The sequence below is a fragment of the Pseudomonas sp. G5(2012) genome, from assembly GCF_000408945.1.
Classification (GTDB): Bacteria; Pseudomonadota; Gammaproteobacteria; order Pseudomonadales; family Pseudomonadaceae; genus Aquipseudomonas; species Aquipseudomonas umsongensis.
Genome location: NZ_APIO01000087.1, coordinates 28,069 through 44,431 on the forward strand (window position 1 = coordinate 28,069; position 16,363 = coordinate 44,431).

The window sequence follows — 16,363 nt, forward strand, 5'->3', positions numbered from 1 at the left end:
ATGCGGTTGAAAGGGTCACTTGGGGAATATCTCCAGCAATCGTGGCGCTATCTTTTCCAGCGGGCGTATTTCCACGGCGGCATCGATGGCGGCTGCAGCCTTCGGCATGCCGTACACCGCACTGCTTTGTTGATCTTGTGCGATGGTCAGGTAGCCATGCTGGCGCATGAGTTTAAGCCCTTGCGCGCCATCACGCCCCATCCCGGTCAACAAAACGCCAACCGCATCGCCATTCCAGTAACTGGCCACGCTCTCGAAAAACACATCGATAGAGGGCCTGTAGATCTCGTTGACCGGTTCGGCCGTGTAGGCCAGCTTGCCGTTTTTCAACAAACGAATATGGTGGTTGGTGCCCGCCAGCAGCACGGTGCCGCTTTGCGGCGGCTCGCCCTCCTGGGCCAGGCGCACGTTCAGGCCGCTGGCGCTGCCGAGCCATTCGGCCATGCCAGCGGCAAATACCTGGTCAACGTGTTGGACCAAGACGATGGCCGGGGAAAAATCCCGCGGCAATCCCTTGAGCAGGCATTCCAAAGCCGCCGGCCCGCCAGCGGATGAACCGATGGCGATCAGGCTCTGGCGTGGGCCCGAACTGCGCGTCGGATCCGGTGCCGATCGTTCCCGATTGCCCTTGTCGCCGATCAGCCAGCCGATATTCATGATCTTGCGTAACAGCGGTGCCGCCGCTTCCTGGGCATTACCCGCACCGAGGGCCGGCGTGTCGACCACATCCAGGGCGCCATGGCCCATGGCCTCGAACACCCGATGCACGTTCTGCTGGCGATCGACGGTGACGATGACGATCGCGCAGGGCGTTTCAGCCATGATGCGCCGGGTGGCCTCCACTCCGTCCATCACCGGCATGATCAAATCCATCAGGATCAGGTCTGGCGTCTGTTCGGCACACTTTTGCACCGCCTCGCGGCCATTGCTCGCCACCCAGATCACCTGGTGGGCCGGCTCGAAAGCCAATGCCCGGCGCAAGGCTTCCACGGCCATTGGCATGTCATTGACGATTGCGATCTTCATGCCCGTGCTCCTCCTATGAGCTCAACCACTGCATCGAGCAGGGCATCGTCGTGAAAACTGGCTTTGGCTAGATAATAGTCGGCCCCGGCGTCCAGTCCACGACGACGGTCTTCTTCACGATCCTTGTAGGACACCACCATCACCGGCAGCGATTGCAGACGATTGTCCCGGCGCAACAACGACACCAGCTCGATGCCGTCCATGCGCGGCATGTCGATGTCGGTGATCAGCAGGTCGAAATCTTCGGAACGCAAGGCATTCCAGCCATCCATGCCGTCGACCGCCACGGCCACGTCATAACCTCGATTGAGCAACAGTTTGCGCTGCAGCTCACGCACGGTCAGGGAGTCATCGACGACCAGGACTCGCTTGCGGGCCGCTGCGACGACCTGGTTGCTGTGGCGCGCAATGCGCTCCAGCCGCCCGGTGTTGAGCAACTTATCCACCGAACGCAGCATGTCTTCGACGTCGACGATCAACACCACCGAACCGTCGTCGAGCAGAGCGCCGGCGGAGATATCTTGGACCTTGCCGAGGCGCTCATCCAGGGGCAATACAACCAATGTCCGCTCGCCGATAAAGCGTTCTACCGCAATGCCATATATCGCATCACGCTCGCGGATCACCACGACTTTCAGGGTTTGCTGGCTGCCTTGACTGGCCGGACGCTGCAACAGTTGACTGGCGGCGACCAGCCCGACATGCCGGCCTTCATGCCAAAAATGCTGGCGGCCCTCGACCTGAACGATATCCGCCGGCTCCAGATCACACATGCGCTCAATGTGGGCCAGCGGGAAGGCATAAGCCTCTTCACCGACTTCCACCACCAGGCTGCGCACCACGGACAGGGTCAGGGGCACCTCGAGATGGAAACGACTGCCCTCGCCCGCCGTCTGCTCCAGCACCACCGCACCGCGCAACTGGCGAACCATGTGCTGCACCGCATCCAGGCCAACGCCGCGCCCGGAGACTTCGGTGACAGTGTCGCGCAGACTGAAGCCGGGCAGGAAAAGGAAGGTCAGCAGTTCCTCTTCACTCAATTGCGCGGCGGTATCGGCCGGGGATAACTGGCGTTCGACGATGCTGCGACGGACCTTTTCCAGATCGACCCCGTTACCGTCATCGCTCAGTTGCAGCACCAGCAACCCGGCCTGATGGGACGCGCGCAGACGAATCAGGCCCTCTGCTGGCTTACCCGCCAACAGCCTTTGTTCCGGGCTTTCGATACCGTGATCGACGGCATTGCGCAGCAAGTGAGTCAGTGGCGCTTCGAGTTTTTCCAGGACGTCGCGATCGACCTGGGTCTTTTCGCCCTCGATCTCCAGCCGCACTTGCTTGCCGAGGCTACGACCGAGGTCGCGGACCATCCGCACCTGCCCCGTCAAGACATCGGCGAACGGCCGCATGCGACAAGCCAGGGCGGTGTCGTACAACACCTGCGCGCGCTGGCTGGCCTGCCAGGCAAACTCATCCAGTTCGGCGTTTTTTTCCACCAGCAATTGCTGGGACTCCGCCAGGAGCCGGCGTGCATCGTCGAGGGCTTCCCGGGCTTCGAGGCTCAGGACTTGCTCCTTGAGATGGACGTTGAGGTTTTCCAGCGCCCGCTGACTGTTGCTCTGCATGCGCTTGAGCCGCTGCATGGTGGCCAGGTGCGGTTTGAGCCGCAGGGTTTCCACCAGGGATTTACTCGACAGATCGAGCAGGCTGTTCAAGCGCTCGGCAGTGACGCGCAGTACGCGCTCGCCGTTTTCGGTGGTGCGCCTGGCCAGTTTCGGCGATACCGCCAGCGATTCGACGGGCGCCGCCGGCTCTTCGATCGTGGGTGCGGGCGCTTCAACTTGCAGCTCGGCCATCACCAGCGCGGCGGGGGTCATGCTCGGTATCGCAGCAGCCATTGGATCGAGCAAGCGCCCCATCAATGCGACATACGCTTCGATGTCCGCAGCGCCCGGCGCATTGTTCGGTGTCGCGATGCGCATCAGCAGGTCGGTGCCTTGCAGCAACGCATCAATGTGTTCCGGGCGCAGGTACAAGCGCCCTTCCTGGGCACTGACCAGGCAATCTTCCATGACATGGGCAACGCTGACGCCAGCATCGACGCCGACGATCCGGGCCGCGCCTTTTAGCGAATGTGCCGCACGCATGCACGATTCGAGATGATCAGCCTGGGTCGGATCACGTTCCAGCGCCAACAAACCTGCGCTCAGCACCTGGGTCTGGGCCTCGGCTTCCAGGCTGAACAGCTCCAGCAACGAAGAGTCGCGCATTTGCTCGGGGGTCATGTGAGGCTCCGGGTCACGGCGGACATCAGCTGATCTTCATCCAGCCAGCGCAGGCTGCGACCTTTGAATTGCATCACGCCACGGGTGTACTTGGCACTGGCCTGCGCGCCAGAGCGGGACGCCGCTTCGAGGATGCGTTCGTCGATGGCATGTATTCCGTCCACTTCGTCTACCGGCACCACCACGGGACCGCCGTGGGCGGCGATGATCAGCATGCGCGGCACGACTCGCGCGCCGCTGGCAACGCTGCTGGTGCTATCGAGACCCAGCAACTCGACCAGAGAGAGGCACGCCACCAACGCACCCCGTACATTCGCCACCCCTAGCAAGGCCCGGGAGCGTTGATGGGGCAATGAATGAATGGTTTGCAACGGCGCCACTTCGACCAGGCTGCGAGTGGCCAGCGCCAGCCATTCTTCGCCGAGGCGGAACATCAGCAGCGAACGGGTTTTCACCTCGCTTTCGACGGCAATGGACGCTGACGCGCGTTCCTCCTGCTGCAACGCGTAGCGATCCAGCAGGCGCGTGGCGGCCGCCGAATACACCGCGCAATTACGGCAGTGAATGTGTTCGCTCAGCAGCGGGCAGGACTTGTCGCCGTGAATGCCAATGCGATTCCAGCAGTCGTCGATGGACTGGGCATCTTCATGGGTGACGTTCAAGGTGTCGGAGGCGATCATCGTTTACGCTCACTGTCGGCGGCGCGCTCGCTGCGGGCGGCGCGGTCCTGCAATCGTCTGGCTCCCGCGGTATCCCCCTGGGATTGCAGCAAGGCGGCCAAGTGCATCAACGCATCGGCATGTTGCGGGTCGAGGTACAACGCCTTGCGATAAAAACCCTGGGCCTCGAGGACGCTACCGGCGACATCGCTGAGCAGCCCCAGCCAATAAAACACCTGGGCCACCGGTTCGTGGTGGCGTAGATAGTTATCACAGGCGGCACGGGCTTCGGCGCTTTTGCCTTCGTTGGCCAGCGCGGCGACGTTCGCCAGCAGCGCGGCGGCGTCGGATGTGCTTGGTGCGACCGGGTGCGATACCTGATTGACGCTGGCGAACGGGCGCCGTTGAGTCGGTACCGGCGCAACCCTGCGCACGGGTTGCGGCATTGGCAACGGTGTGGGTACGAATGCCGGCAGCGGCTCGGGCTCAGGAGCGCCATGGCGACTGAAGGCAAAGGATTGTGGGATGCCAATCGAACGCATGCCCAGGCGCCCCAGCAGACTGCCCTCCGCCGGGCCGATAAACAGTACCCCATCAACATGGGTCAAGCGCTTGAGTACCTCGAAAACCTGTTTCTGTGTTGGCAGATCGAAGTAGATCAGCAGATTGCGGCAGAACACGAAGTCAAAGGGTGGCTCGCTGGCGAGCAAGGTCGGATCGAGCAGATTGCCGACCTGCAGGCGCACTTGCTCCAGTACCGGGGCGCTGAGTCGATAGCCGTCGTTTTCGGCGCTGAAATGGCGGTCACGAAACGCAATGTCCTGACCGCGAAACGAATTCTTGCCGTATAGCGCTCGTCGGGCTTTTTCCACCGACAAAGGGCTGACGTCCATGCCATCGACCTTGAACTGGTGCGGCTTGAACCCGGCATCCAGCAGCGCCATGGCAATGGAATAAGGCTCTTCGCCGGTGGAGCATGGCAGGCTGAGAATCCGCAGGGCGCGCATGTTGTTGAGCTCGGCCAGGCGCCTGGTCGCCAGTTTCGCCAGGGTGGTGAAAGATTCCGGGTAACGGAAAAACCAGGTTTCAGGGACGATCACCGCTTCGATCAACGCCTGCTGCTCGTCGCTTGAACACTGCAAGGTGCGCCAATATTCGTCGGCGGTCTGCGCTTGGGACGCGGCACTGCGCTGGCGTACCGCACGCTCGATGATCGCCGGGCCGACCGACGTCACGTCGAGGCCGATACGCTCCTTGAGAAAATCGAAAAACCGCTGGTCGCTACTCATTGCCACTGCTCCAGCAATGCCGGGTCAAGGGGTGGCGTCGGGTACAACAGCGCACGGACCTGATCGTCCAGCAGGTCGGCCACCCGCACCCATTGCAACAAACCCTGGGCATCTTCACGTACGGGCCCCAGGTACGGCGCCTGTGGATTGTCCAGGCCATAGGGCTGAAATTCCGCCGGATTGCAACGCACGGTGTCGGTGGCCCGTTCCAGAATCAGACCGAGTAATTGCGCCTGGGCGGTTGCATCCGGCCGGTAATGCACCAGCACCAGGCGCGTGCTGGTGCGCGCCTGCGCGGGCGTGCCGAAGGTCAATGCGCTGAGGTCGATGACCGGCACCACCGCGCCACGATAGGCCAATACCCCGGCGACCCAATGCGGCGCCTGGGCAATCGGCTTCAATGGCAGGCGCGACAGCACTTCCGCCACCTCGATCGCCTGCAAGGCATACCGCTCGTGACCGATGCGAAACACCAGGAATAACGCGTGCGCCGCCTGTTTCACGGCAGAGCGCTTGGCCGTGAGTTCGCTCATCAGACTTTGAATCGCGAGACGCCGCTACGCAGCCCTACCGCCACCTGGCTCAGCTCGTCGATGGCGAAGCTGGCCTGGCGCAGGGATTCGACGGTCTGGCTGCTGGCATCACCCAATTGCACCAGCGCGTGGTTGATCTGCTCGGCGCCGGTGGCCTGGGCCTGCATGCCTTCGTTGACCATCAACACCCGCGGCGCCAGCGCCTGGACCTGATGGATGATCTGCGACAACTGCTCGCCCACCTGCTGCACCTCGAACATGCCGCGGCGCACTTCCTCGGAGAATTTGTCCATGCCCATCACACCGGCCGACACCGCCGATTGAATTTCGCGCACCATCTGCTCGATGTCGTAGGTGGCGACGGCGGTCTGGTCCGCCAGACGCCGGACTTCAGTCGCAACCACGGCAAAACCTCGACCGTATTCGCCGGCCTTCTCGGCTTCGATAGCCGCGTTGAGCGACAACAGGTTGGTCTGATCGGCGACCTTGACGATGGTGACCACCACCTGGTTAATGTTGCCGGCCTTCTCGTTGAGGATCGCCAGCTTGGCGTTGACCAGGTCGGCCGCGCCCATCACCGAATGCATGGTCTCTTCCATGCGCGCCAGGCCCTGTTGCCCGGAACCGGCGGCCACCGAAGCCTGGTCGGCGGCGGTGGACACTTCGGTCATGGTGCGTACCAGGTCACGAGACGTAGCGGCGATTTCCCGGGAAGTCGCGCCGATTTCAGTGGTGGTCGCGGCCGTTTCGGTGGCGGTGGCCTGCTGTTGCTTGGACGTCGCGGCGATCTCGGTGACCGATGTGGTCACTTGCACCGACGAGCGCTGGGCCTGGGACACCAGGGCGGTCAGCTCGGTCATCATGTCGTTGAAGCCGGTTTCCACGGCACCGAATTCGTCCTTGCGCTCAAGATTGAGACGCGAGCTCAGATCGCCCGTGCGCATGATTTCGAGGATTTGCACGATACGATTCATCGGCGCCATGATGGCGCGCATCAGCAGCAGGCCGCAAAGGCCGGCGGCCAATACCGCGAACACCAGGGAAATACCCATGATGATCTTGGCGGTGAGTACCGCATCGTCGATGGCCGCCACAGCCTGGTCTGCCACTGCTTTGTTGTGGCGCAGAATATCACTGAGCTTCATTCGACCCGCTGTCCAGACGGGGGTCAGCTCTTCGTTGAACATCCTGATGGCTTCGGCGTCCTGGTTGCGTTTATGCAAATCCGTAACGGCGAGCAGGATGCGGTGGTAGTCCGCGTGGAGTTTTTCAAACGCGGCATATTCGACCTTGTCTTCATCCGTCGTCACCGTGGCGCGATAAAGCTCCATCTGCTCTTGCAAGCGCGCGGAGAAATCCTTGAAATCCGAGGCATCCTTGGCGGTGAAGCCCTTCCCCTGCTCCAGCCCGAGCATCTCCAACATCCGCAAGTAACTGTCGGACCAGGCGCCGCGGACCATCGAGCTGTAATACAAGCCCGGCAGCGCATCCTCACGAACGCTGGCTTCGCTGGTCTCGATCTTCAACAAGCGCGAATACGAGACGACCACCATCAGCAACATGATGGCGATAATTACCGCAAAGCTCGCCAAAATGCGTTGGCGCAACGTCCAGTTCTTCACAGTCAATCCTCGGGGCCATTTTGAAATGCGGGGAGTATAGCCGAGGGCGCTGTTTCATTTATAAGACGGTTGCGCCACTTCTCATCTCTTGGCAAAAAAAATCGAAGTGGTCGGTTTATAGTCAAAAGATCGCAGCCTGCGGCAGCTCCTACAGGTGCACGCCGATCCCTTGTAGGAGCTGCCGCAGGCTGCGATCTTTGAAGGCTTACATCGAAGCCTGGCGCACCTGCTTCTCCAGTTCGGCCTTCAACCCTGGCGCCAACTTGAGTTGCCGCGCCAGCTCATCGAGGTAGGACTTCTCCATGAAGCTCTCCTCATCCACCAGCATCACACTGGCGATGTACATCTCGGCAGCCATTTCCGGGGTGCTGGCGGCGCGGGCGACATCGGTCGGATCCAGTGGCTTGTTCAGTTCCGCGTGAAGCCAGTGTTGCAGCTCCTGATCGTTGTCGAGCTTGCTGAACTCACCTTCGATCAGCTCGCGTTCGCGCGCGTCAATATGACCGTCTGCCTTGGCCGCGGCCACCAGGGCCTTGAGAATCGCCTGGCTGTGCTGCTCGGCTTGCGCCATTGGCAGGCGATCCAGGGTTTGCGGTTCGGTCTTCGGGGCCGTGCCCTGCTGGGCTTGCCAGTTGCCGTAGGCTTTGTAGGCCAGCACGCCCAATGCGGCGAGGCCGCCATAAACCGCGACCTTGCCTCCGACCTTGCGCGCCTTCTTGTTACCCAGCAGCAGGCCCATGGCCCCGGCGGCGAGGGCCCCGCCGCCCGCACCGGAGAGCAAGCTGCCGATGCCACTGCTCGCCCCCTTGTTCTGCGCCGCACCGGTATTTTTTTGCAACAGATCCTGGCCAGACTTGAGCAGTTGGTCGAGCAATCCACGGGTGATCATTTTCCGCCTCCACAAAAGGGTTTAACCGGACACTAAGGCCATCAGCCTAAATCGAAAGTGCCCGGCGACCCCGGTGAGTTTGCTTCCAGATGTTGCTGGGAAAGAGCTCCTGCCAGTGCTTGTTCCATTACTGCCCAGAAGCCCATCGAAAAAAAAGATATACACTGCATAAAATCTATAAAAACTACTTACTTGGTACGGCCTCATGATGACCCTGCGTCAAATCCGGCACTTCATTGCGGTGGCCGAGACCGGTTCGATCTCCGCCGCCGCGCAAACCGCGTTCATTTCCCAATCCACCCTGACCCTGGCGATCCAGCAGCTCGAGCAGGAGATCGGCGTTGGCCTGTTCAATCGCCACGCCAAGGGCATGACCCTGACCCATCAGGGGCATCAGTTCCTGCGCCAGGCGCATTTGATCCTGGCCACCGTGGACAATGCCAAGCGCAGCCTGCAACAAAGCACCGACCAGGTGGCCGGGCAATTGATCGTCGGGGTGACCAGCCTGGTCGCCGGTTACTACCTGGCGGACCTGCTCACGCGTTTCCAGCGCGCCTACCCCAACGTCGAAATCCGCGTGATGGAAGACGAACGTCCCTACATCGAACATTTGCTGGTCAGCGGCGAGATCGATGTCGGGGTGCTGATCCTCTCCAACCTTGAAGACCGTCACGCCTTGCAGACCGAAGTGCTGACCCATTCACCCCATCGACTGTGGTTGCCGGCCCAGCATCCGCTGCTGGAACACGACAGCATCAACCTCGCCGACGTGGCCCGCGAGCCGCTGATTCAATTGAACGTCGATGAAATGGATCGCAACGCCCAGCGCATGTGGACAGCCGCCTCCCTGCAACCACGCATCACCCTGCGCACGGCCTCGACCGAAGCGGTGCGTAGCCTGGTGGCAGCCGGGCTGGGTGTTTCGATCCAGCCCGACATGACTTATCGCCCGTGGTCGCTGGAGGGCGACATCATCGAAGCGCGGCCGATTGCCGACCTGAGCCAGACCCTCGATGTCGGCCTGGCGTGGCGCCGCGGCACTGCGCGCCCGGCCTTGGTGGACCCGTTCCTGACCGTCGCTCGCGAGCAACCCCACGGCGGGCGCAAGCCATCTATTTAATCGAACGCCACCTTCAGTATTTAGAATTTGTCGACCTCGGGTCTGCGCACTAGTCTTGTCGTATCTATATAAGACGGCCAGCCCCAGTCACAGGGAGCAGCATGGCCACACAAGAAAAGAGAACCCGAAGAATGGCTGGCGCACAGACCCCGTTGTTCACCGCATTGTTGATCGAAGGTGAATTAGTCGCAGGGCAAGGCCGTGTCGAGGCGATCCTCAACCCGGCCACCGGCGAAGTGTTGACGCACATCGCCGAAGCCAGCACCGAACAAGTCGAAGCCGCTATTCTCGCCGCGCACCGCGCCTTCGCCGGCTGGTCGCGGACCACGCCGCAGCAACGCTCGAACCTGTTGCTCGATATCGCCAACGCCATCGAAAAAAACGCCGACCTGCTCGCCCGCCTCGAATCCCTCAATTGTGGCAAGCCGTTGCATCTGGCGCGTCAGGACGACCTGAGCGCCACGGTCGATGTGTTCCGTTTTTTCGCTGGCGCCGTGCGCTGCCAGACCGGCCAGCTCAGCGGCGAGTACCTGCCGGGCTACACCAGCATGGTGCGGCGCGATCCGATTGGCGTGGTTGCATCGATTGCGCCGTGGAATTACCCGATCATGATGGCGGCGTGGAAAATCGCCCCGGCCCTGGCCGCCGGCAATACCTTGGTGTTCAAGCCCTCGGAGCACACGCCCCTGTCGATCCTGGCGTTGGCCCCGGCGCTGGCCGAGATCCTGCCGCCCGGCGTGATCAACATTGTTTGCGGTGGCGGCGAAGGCGTCGGCAGTCATCTGGTCAGCCACCCCAAGGTGCGCATGGTGTCGCTGACCGGCGATATCGTCACCGGGCAGAAAATCCTCCAGGCCGCGGCAAAGACCCTCAAGCGTACGCACCTCGAACTGGGCGGCAAAGCCCCCGTGATTGTCTGCAACGATGCCGACATCCAGGCGGTGGTCGAAGGCGTGCGCACCTACGGCTACTACAACGCCGGGCAGGATTGCACCGCCGCTTGCCGGGTGTACGCCCAGGCCGGCATTCACGATCGCCTGGTGGCCGAACTCGGCGCGGCGGTCAGCAGCCTGCGTTTCGCCGGTAAACGCGATGCCGACAACGAAATCGGCCCGTTGATCAGCACCCGCCAGCGCGACCGCGTGGCCAGTTTCGTCGAACGCGCCCTCGGCCAGCCGCATATCGAACGGGTGACCGGCGCGGCGGTGCATTCCGGCGCCGGCTTCTATTACCAACCGACGTTGCTCGCCGGTTGCAAGCAAGGCGATGAAATCGTCCAGCGCGAAGTGTTCGGGCCGGTGGTCACCGTGACCCGATTCGATCAGCTGGAACAGGCGGTGGATTGGGCCAACGACTCGGAATACGGCCTGGCCTCGTCGGTCTGGACGCAGAACCTGGATAAGGCGATGCAGGTTGCCGCGCGGTTGCAGTATGGCTGCACCTGGATCAACAGCCATTTCATGCTGGTCAGCGAGATGCCCCACGGCGGGCTCAAGCGTTCGGGTTATGGCAAGGACCTGTCCAGCGATTCACTCCAGGACTACAGCGTGGTGCGGCACATCATGGCACGCCACGGGCAGCATCTCTGACTACGCTAATAACAAGCCGTTAACGGCATGCTTCACCACGTTCACCACTGCCCCGACCATAATTTGAAGAAGAGGGAAACCCCATGTTCGTGCACAAGACCGCACTGCTCAGTGCCATCACCCCCTTACTGCTGGCCAGTGGCGTGTTTGTCCAGGCCGCCGAGCCATTGAAGGCCGTCGGTGCCGGCGAAGGCCAGCTGGATATCGTCGCGTGGCCTGGCTACATCGAACGTGGCGAAAGCGACAAGGCCTACGACTGGGTGACCGGTTTCGAGAAAGAAACCGGCTGCAAGGTCAACGTGAAAACCGCTGCGACCTCCGATGAGATGGTCAGCCTGATGGCCAAGGGCGGTTATGACCTGGTGACCGCGTCGGGCGATGCCTCGCTGCGCCTGATCGTCGGCAAGCGCGTGCAGCCGATCAACACGGCGTTGATCCCGAACTGGAAGAACCTCGATCCGCGCCTGAAGGATGCGCCGTGGTACGTGGTCAACAAGCAGACCTACGGCACCCCGTACCAGTGGGGGCCGAACGTGTTGATGTACAACACCAACGTCTTCAAGACCGCGCCCGACAGCTGGGGCGTGTTGTTCAACGCGCAGAACCTGCCGGACGGCAAGCCGAACAAGGGCCGCGTGCAGGCCTATGACGGTCCGATCTACATCGCCGACGCAGCGCTGTACCTGAAATCCGCCAAGCCGGAACTGGGCATCCAGAACCCCTACGAACTGACCGAAGCGCAATACAAGGCCGTGCTCGATCTATTGCGCGCCCAGCAGCCGTTGATCCACCGCTACTGGCACGACACCACCGTACAGATGAGTGACTTCAAGAATGAAGGTGTGGTGGCGTCCGGGGCCTGGCCGTATCAGGTCAACGGCCTGATCAATGAGAAACAGCCGATCGCCTCGACCATCCCCAAAGAAGGCGCCACCGGGTGGGCCGACACCACCATGATGCACACCGATGCCAAGCACCCGAACTGTGCCTATAAGTGGATGGACTGGTCGCTGCAACCGAAAGTCCAGGGTGACGTGGCGGCTTGGTTCGGTTCGTTGCCAGCGGTACCGGCGGCGTGCAAAGAGAGCGAACTGCTTGGCGCCGAAGGCTGCAAGACCAACGGTTTCGACAACTTCGACAAGATTGCCTTCTGGAAAACCCCGCAGGCCGAGGGCGGCAAATTCGTGCCGTACAGCCGCTGGACCCAGGACTACATCGCGATCATGGGCGGCAGGTAAGCCCTCTTAAGATCAAAAGATCGCAGCCTGCGGCAGCTCCTACCGCGACCGCAGGCACCGCAGATTCGGTGCCTTCTGCAAATCCTGTAGGAGCTGCCGAAGGCTGCGATCTTTTCGACGCCACAACCGATTCAGATTTTTTAGAAAGCGCGCCTTTTTGGAGCACCGCACCATGACGCTTGCAGTCCAGTTCACCAACGTTTCCCGTCAGTTCGGCGAAGTGAAAGCCGTTGACCGGGTTTCCATCGACATCCAGGACGGCGAGTTTTTCTCCATGCTGGGGCCTTCCGGCTCAGGCAAAACCACCTGCCTGCGCCTGATCGCCGGTTTTGAACAACCGAGCGCGGGTTCCATTCGTATTCATGGCGAGGAAGCCGCCGGCCTTCCGCCTTACCAGCGTGATGTGAACACCGTGTTCCAGGATTACGCGCTGTTCCCCCACATGAACGTTCGCGACAACGTCGCCTACGGCTTGAAAGTCAAAGGCGTCGCCAAGGCCGAACGCCTCAAACGCGCCGAGGAAGCCCTCGACATGGTCGCCCTTGGCGGCTACGGCGAGCGCAAGCCGGTGCAACTTTCCGGTGGCCAGCGCCAACGTGTGGCCCTGGCCCGTGCCCTGGTGAATCGCCCACGGGTGTTGCTGCTCGACGAACCGCTCGGCGCGCTGGACCTGAAGTTGCGCGAGCAGATGCAAGGCGAATTGAAGAAGCTGCAACGCCAGCTGGGCATCACCTTCATCTTCGTCACCCACGACCAGACCGAAGCGCTGTCCATGTCCGACCGCGTCGCCGTGTTCAACAAGGGTCGCATTGAACAGGTCGATTCGCCGCGCAACCTGTACATGAAACCTTCGACCACCTTCGTCGCCGAATTCGTCGGCACTTCCAATGTGATTCGCGGCGACCTGGCACGGCAGTTGAGCGGCAATCCCCAGCCGTTCTCGATTCGCCCGGAGCACGTGCGCTTCGCCGAAGGCCCGCTGGCCAGCCATGAGATCGAAGTCAGCGGCCTGCTGCACGATATCCAATACCAGGGCAGCGCCACCCGCTACGAATTGAAGCTGGAAAACGGCCAGACCTTGAACATCAGCCAGGCCAACAATCAATGGCTCGACACCAGTGCCCAGCACCAGACCGGGCAACGCCTGAGCGCACGCTGGGCCCGTGAAGCGATGATCCCGCTGCACGACACCCTGACAGGCGGGGTGTGACATGAGCACCCTGGCTGTTCCTCATTCCTCGTCGGGCGGCTCGGCGTTGCGCAGGTTTTCCAACCTGCTGTACCGCCGGCCAAACCTGTACCTGTCGATGCTGTTGGTGCCGCCGTTGCTGTGGTTCGGCGCCATTTACCTGGGTTCGTTGCTGACGTTGCTGTGGCAAGGTTTCTACACCTTCGACGACTTCACCATGGCGGTCACCCCTGACCTGACCCTGGCGAACTTCGCCGCGCTGTTCCAGCCATCGAACTTCGACATCATCCTGCGCACCCTGAGCATGGCGATTGTCGTGTCCATCGCCAGCGCCATCGTCGCCTTCCCGATTGCCTACTACATGGCGCGCTACACCTCGGGTAAAACCAAGGCATTTTTCTACATCGCCGTAATGATGCCGATGTGGGCCAGCTACATCGTCAAGGCCTACGCCTGGACGCTGCTGCTGGCCAAAGGCGGCGTAGCACAGTGGTTCGTGCAGAACCTGGGGCTTGAATCGTTATTGCAGTTTGTGCTGGGCATCCCGGGGGTCGGCGGCAGTACCTTGTCGACCTCGCACCTGGGGCGCTTCATGGTGTTCGTCTACATCTGGCTGCCCTTCATGATCCTGCCGATCCAGGCCTCGCTGGAACGCCTGCCACCGTCACTGCTGCAAGCGTCCGCCGACCTCGGCGCCAAGCCGCGCCAGACCTTCATGCAGGTGATCCTGCCGCTGTCGGTGCCGGGTATTGCGGCAGGCTCCATCTTCACGTTCTCCCTGACCCTGGGCGATTTCATCGTGCCACAACTGGTCGGCCCGCCCGGCTACTTCGTCGGCAGCATGGTGTATGCCCAACAAGGTGCGATCGGCAACATGCCAATGGCTGCAGCCTTCACCCTGGTGCCGATCGTGCTGATCGCCATCTACCTGTCCATCGTCAAACGACTGGGGGCCTTCGATGCACTCTGACAAAGCATCCCTGGGCTTGCGTATCGCCGCCTGGGGCGGGCTGGTGTTCCTGCACTTCCCGATCCTGATCATCTTCCTGTATGCCTTCAACACCGAAGACGCGGCGTTCAGTTTCCCGCCCAAGGGTTTCACCCTGAAGTGGATCGGCGTGGCGTTCTCACGGCCCGACGTACTGGAAGCGATCAAGTTGTCGCTGCAGATCGCGGCCATTGCCACGTTGATTGCCATGGTGCTTGGCACGCTGGCGTCGGCGGCGCTGTACCGACGGGACTTTTTCGGCAAGCAAGGTATCTCGTTGATGCTGATCCTGCCGATTGCCCTGCCGGGGATCATCACCGGTATCGCATTGCTGGCGACGTTCAAGACACTGGGCATCGAGCCGGGGATGTTCACCATCATCGTCGGCCACGCGACCTTCTGCGTGGTGATCGTCTACAACAACGTCATCGCCCGCTTGCGCCGTACCTCCCACAGCCTGATCGAAGCCTCGATGGACCTCGGCGCCGATGGCTGGCAGACCTTCCGCTACATCATCCTGCCGAACCTCGGCTCGGCGCTGCTGGCCGGCGGCATGTTGGCGTTCGCGCTGTCGTTCGACGAGATCATCGTCACCACCTTCACCGCCGGCCATGAACGCACCCTGCCGCTATGGCTGCTCAACCAGCTCAGCCGCCCACGGGACGTGCCGGTGACCAATGTCGTGGCGATGCTGGTGATGATGGTGACGATGCTGCCGATCCTCGGTGCCTATTACCTGACCCGGGGTGGTGAGAGCGTGGCCGGTAGCGGCGGGAAGTAACTGATTACAAACCTGTAGGAGCTGCCGCAGGCTGCGATCCTTTGATCTTGCTTTTGAAGATCAAGATCAAAGGATCGCAGCCTGCGGCAGCTCCTACAGGGGCCGGTTTCTGCAGATAAAAATAATTAGCTTTGAAGAGGACGATGTCATGCAAACCCAACTCTTGATCAACGGCCAACTGCTCACCGGCGAAGGCCCCGCCCAACCGGTGTTCAACCCGGCGCTAGGGCGCGTGCTGGTGGAAATCAACGAGGCCAGCGAAGCCCAGGTCGATGCCGCCGTGCGCGCCGCCGATGCCGCGTTCGACAGCTGGTCGCAGACTCCGCCCAAGGAGCGTTCGCTGCTGCTGCTCAAACTCGCCGACGCCATCGAGGCCCACGGCGAAGAGCTGGCCAAGCTCGAATCGGACAACTGCGGCAAGCCCTACAGCGCCGCGCTCAACGACGAGATCCCGGCGATTGCCGACGTGTTCCGTTTCTTCGCCGGCGCCAGCCGTTGCATGAGCGGCTCGGCCGGCGGCGAATACCTGCCCGGCCACACCTCGATGATCCGCCGCGACCCGGTCGGGGTGATCGCCTCCATCGCGCCGTGGAACTACCCGCTGATGATGGTCGCCTGGAAAATCGCCCCGGCCCTGGCCGCCGGCAACACCGTGGTGCTCAAGCCCTCGGAACAGACGCCGTTGACCGCGTTGCGCCTGGCGCAACTGGCAGCGGAAATCTTCCCGGCTGGCGTGCTCAACCTGGTGTTCGGCCGTGGTCCTACGGTCGGCAGCCCGCTGGTCACCCATCCGAAAGTGCGCATGGTGTCGCTGACAGGTTCGATCGCCACTGGCGCGAACATCATTTCCAGCACCGCCGACAGCGTCAAGCGCATGCACATGGAACTGGGCGGCAAGGCCCCGGTGATCATCTTCGACGACGCCGACATCGACGCCGCGGTCGACGGCATTCGCACCTTCGGTTTCTACAACGCCGGTCAAGACTGCACCGCCGCCTGCCGCATCTATGCCCAGGCAGGCATCTACGAGAAATTCGTCGAGAAGCTCGGCGCCGCCGTGAGCAGCATCAAGTACGGCTTGCAGGACGATCCATCGACCGAACTCGGCCCGCTGATCACCGCGCAACACCGCGACCGCGTCGCCGGCTTCGTCGAGCG

Annotated in this window: 14 protein-coding genes; 7 read left to right on the top strand and 7 right to left on the bottom strand. The window is 61.9% G+C overall.

Annotation, left to right across the window (positions count from 1 at the left end; all coding sequences use genetic code 11):
- Nucleotides 1-15: 15 nt before the first annotated feature.
- From PG5_RS23650 to PG5_RS23680, 7 genes are all read right to left on the bottom strand, one after another.
- Nucleotides 16-1,026 carry a chemotaxis response regulator protein-glutamate methylesterase gene (locus PG5_RS23650; RefSeq protein ID WP_020799659.1) on the bottom strand — a complete coding sequence of 337 codons (1,011 nt, stop codon included), beginning with the start codon at nucleotides 1,024-1,026 and terminating at the stop codon, nucleotides 16-18.
- Nucleotides 1,023-3,308 carry a hybrid sensor histidine kinase/response regulator gene (locus PG5_RS23655; protein WP_020799660.1) on the bottom strand — a complete coding sequence of 762 codons (2,286 nt, stop codon included), beginning with the start codon at nucleotides 3,306-3,308 and terminating at the stop codon, nucleotides 1,023-1,025. Before PG5_RS23655 ends, PG5_RS23650 begins: the two co-directional genes overlap by 4 nt.
- On the bottom strand, nucleotides 3,305-3,988 hold the full coding sequence (locus tag PG5_RS23660) for a chemotaxis protein CheW (protein ID WP_020799661.1): 684 nt from the start codon (nucleotides 3,986-3,988) through the stop codon (nucleotides 3,305-3,307). Before PG5_RS23660 ends, PG5_RS23655 begins: the two co-directional genes overlap by 4 nt.
- Entirely contained in the window at nucleotides 3,985-5,256 is a 1,272-nt protein-coding gene (locus tag PG5_RS23665) for a CheR family methyltransferase (protein WP_020799662.1), read from the bottom strand. Before PG5_RS23665 ends, PG5_RS23660 begins: the two co-directional genes overlap by 4 nt.
- Nucleotides 5,253-5,789, bottom strand: coding sequence for a chemotaxis protein CheW (locus PG5_RS23670; RefSeq protein ID WP_020799663.1), 537 nt, complete (start codon nucleotides 5,787-5,789; stop codon nucleotides 5,253-5,255). The genes PG5_RS23665 and PG5_RS23670 overlap by 4 nt, the downstream gene beginning before the upstream one ends.
- Nucleotides 5,789-7,411 carry a methyl-accepting chemotaxis protein gene (locus PG5_RS23675; protein WP_020799664.1) on the bottom strand — a complete coding sequence of 541 codons (1,623 nt, stop codon included), beginning with the start codon at nucleotides 7,409-7,411 and terminating at the stop codon, nucleotides 5,789-5,791. The genes PG5_RS23670 and PG5_RS23675 overlap by 1 nt, the downstream gene beginning before the upstream one ends.
- A gap of 205 nt (nucleotides 7,412-7,616) precedes the next feature.
- A complete protein-coding gene (locus PG5_RS23680) occupies nucleotides 7,617-8,300 on the bottom strand; it encodes a tellurite resistance TerB family protein (protein ID WP_020799665.1) in 684 nt (227 codons plus the stop codon).
- Between the two features lie 205 nt (nucleotides 8,301-8,505).
- On the opposite strand from PG5_RS23680, the gene PG5_RS23685 reads away from it, so the two are divergent.
- The 7 genes from PG5_RS23685 to PG5_RS23715 form a co-directional block, all read left to right on the top strand.
- Nucleotides 8,506-9,420 (top strand): LysR family transcriptional regulator, encoded by a 915-nt coding sequence (locus PG5_RS23685; RefSeq protein WP_020799666.1) that lies wholly within the window; start codon nucleotides 8,506-8,508, stop codon nucleotides 9,418-9,420.
- Nucleotides 9,421-9,551: 131 nt separating this feature from the next.
- Entirely contained in the window at nucleotides 9,552-11,009 is a 1,458-nt protein-coding gene (locus PG5_RS23690) for a gamma-aminobutyraldehyde dehydrogenase (protein WP_008058707.1), read from the top strand.
- A gap of 83 nt (nucleotides 11,010-11,092) precedes the next feature.
- Entirely contained in the window at nucleotides 11,093-12,247 is a 1,155-nt protein-coding gene (gene ydcS, locus PG5_RS23695; RefSeq protein WP_020799667.1) for a putative ABC transporter substrate-binding protein YdcS, read from the top strand.
- 172 nt (nucleotides 12,248-12,419) lie between these two features.
- Nucleotides 12,420-13,457, top strand: a complete 1,038-nt coding sequence (locus PG5_RS23700) for an ABC transporter ATP-binding protein (protein WP_020799668.1) — start codon at nucleotides 12,420-12,422, stop codon at nucleotides 13,455-13,457.
- 1 nt (nucleotide 13,458) lies between these two features.
- Complete coding sequence (locus PG5_RS23705) at nucleotides 13,459-14,406, top strand: ABC transporter permease (RefSeq protein WP_020799669.1); 948 nt, start codon at nucleotides 13,459-13,461, stop codon at nucleotides 14,404-14,406.
- Entirely contained in the window at nucleotides 14,396-15,205 is an 810-nt protein-coding gene (locus tag PG5_RS23710; RefSeq protein WP_020799670.1) for an ABC transporter permease, read from the top strand. Before PG5_RS23705 ends, PG5_RS23710 begins: the two co-directional genes overlap by 11 nt.
- A 148-nt stretch (nucleotides 15,206-15,353) precedes the next feature.
- A partial coding sequence (locus PG5_RS23715) for an aldehyde dehydrogenase family protein (protein ID WP_042955690.1) occupies nucleotides 15,354-16,363 on the top strand: 1,010 nt, incomplete at its 3' end.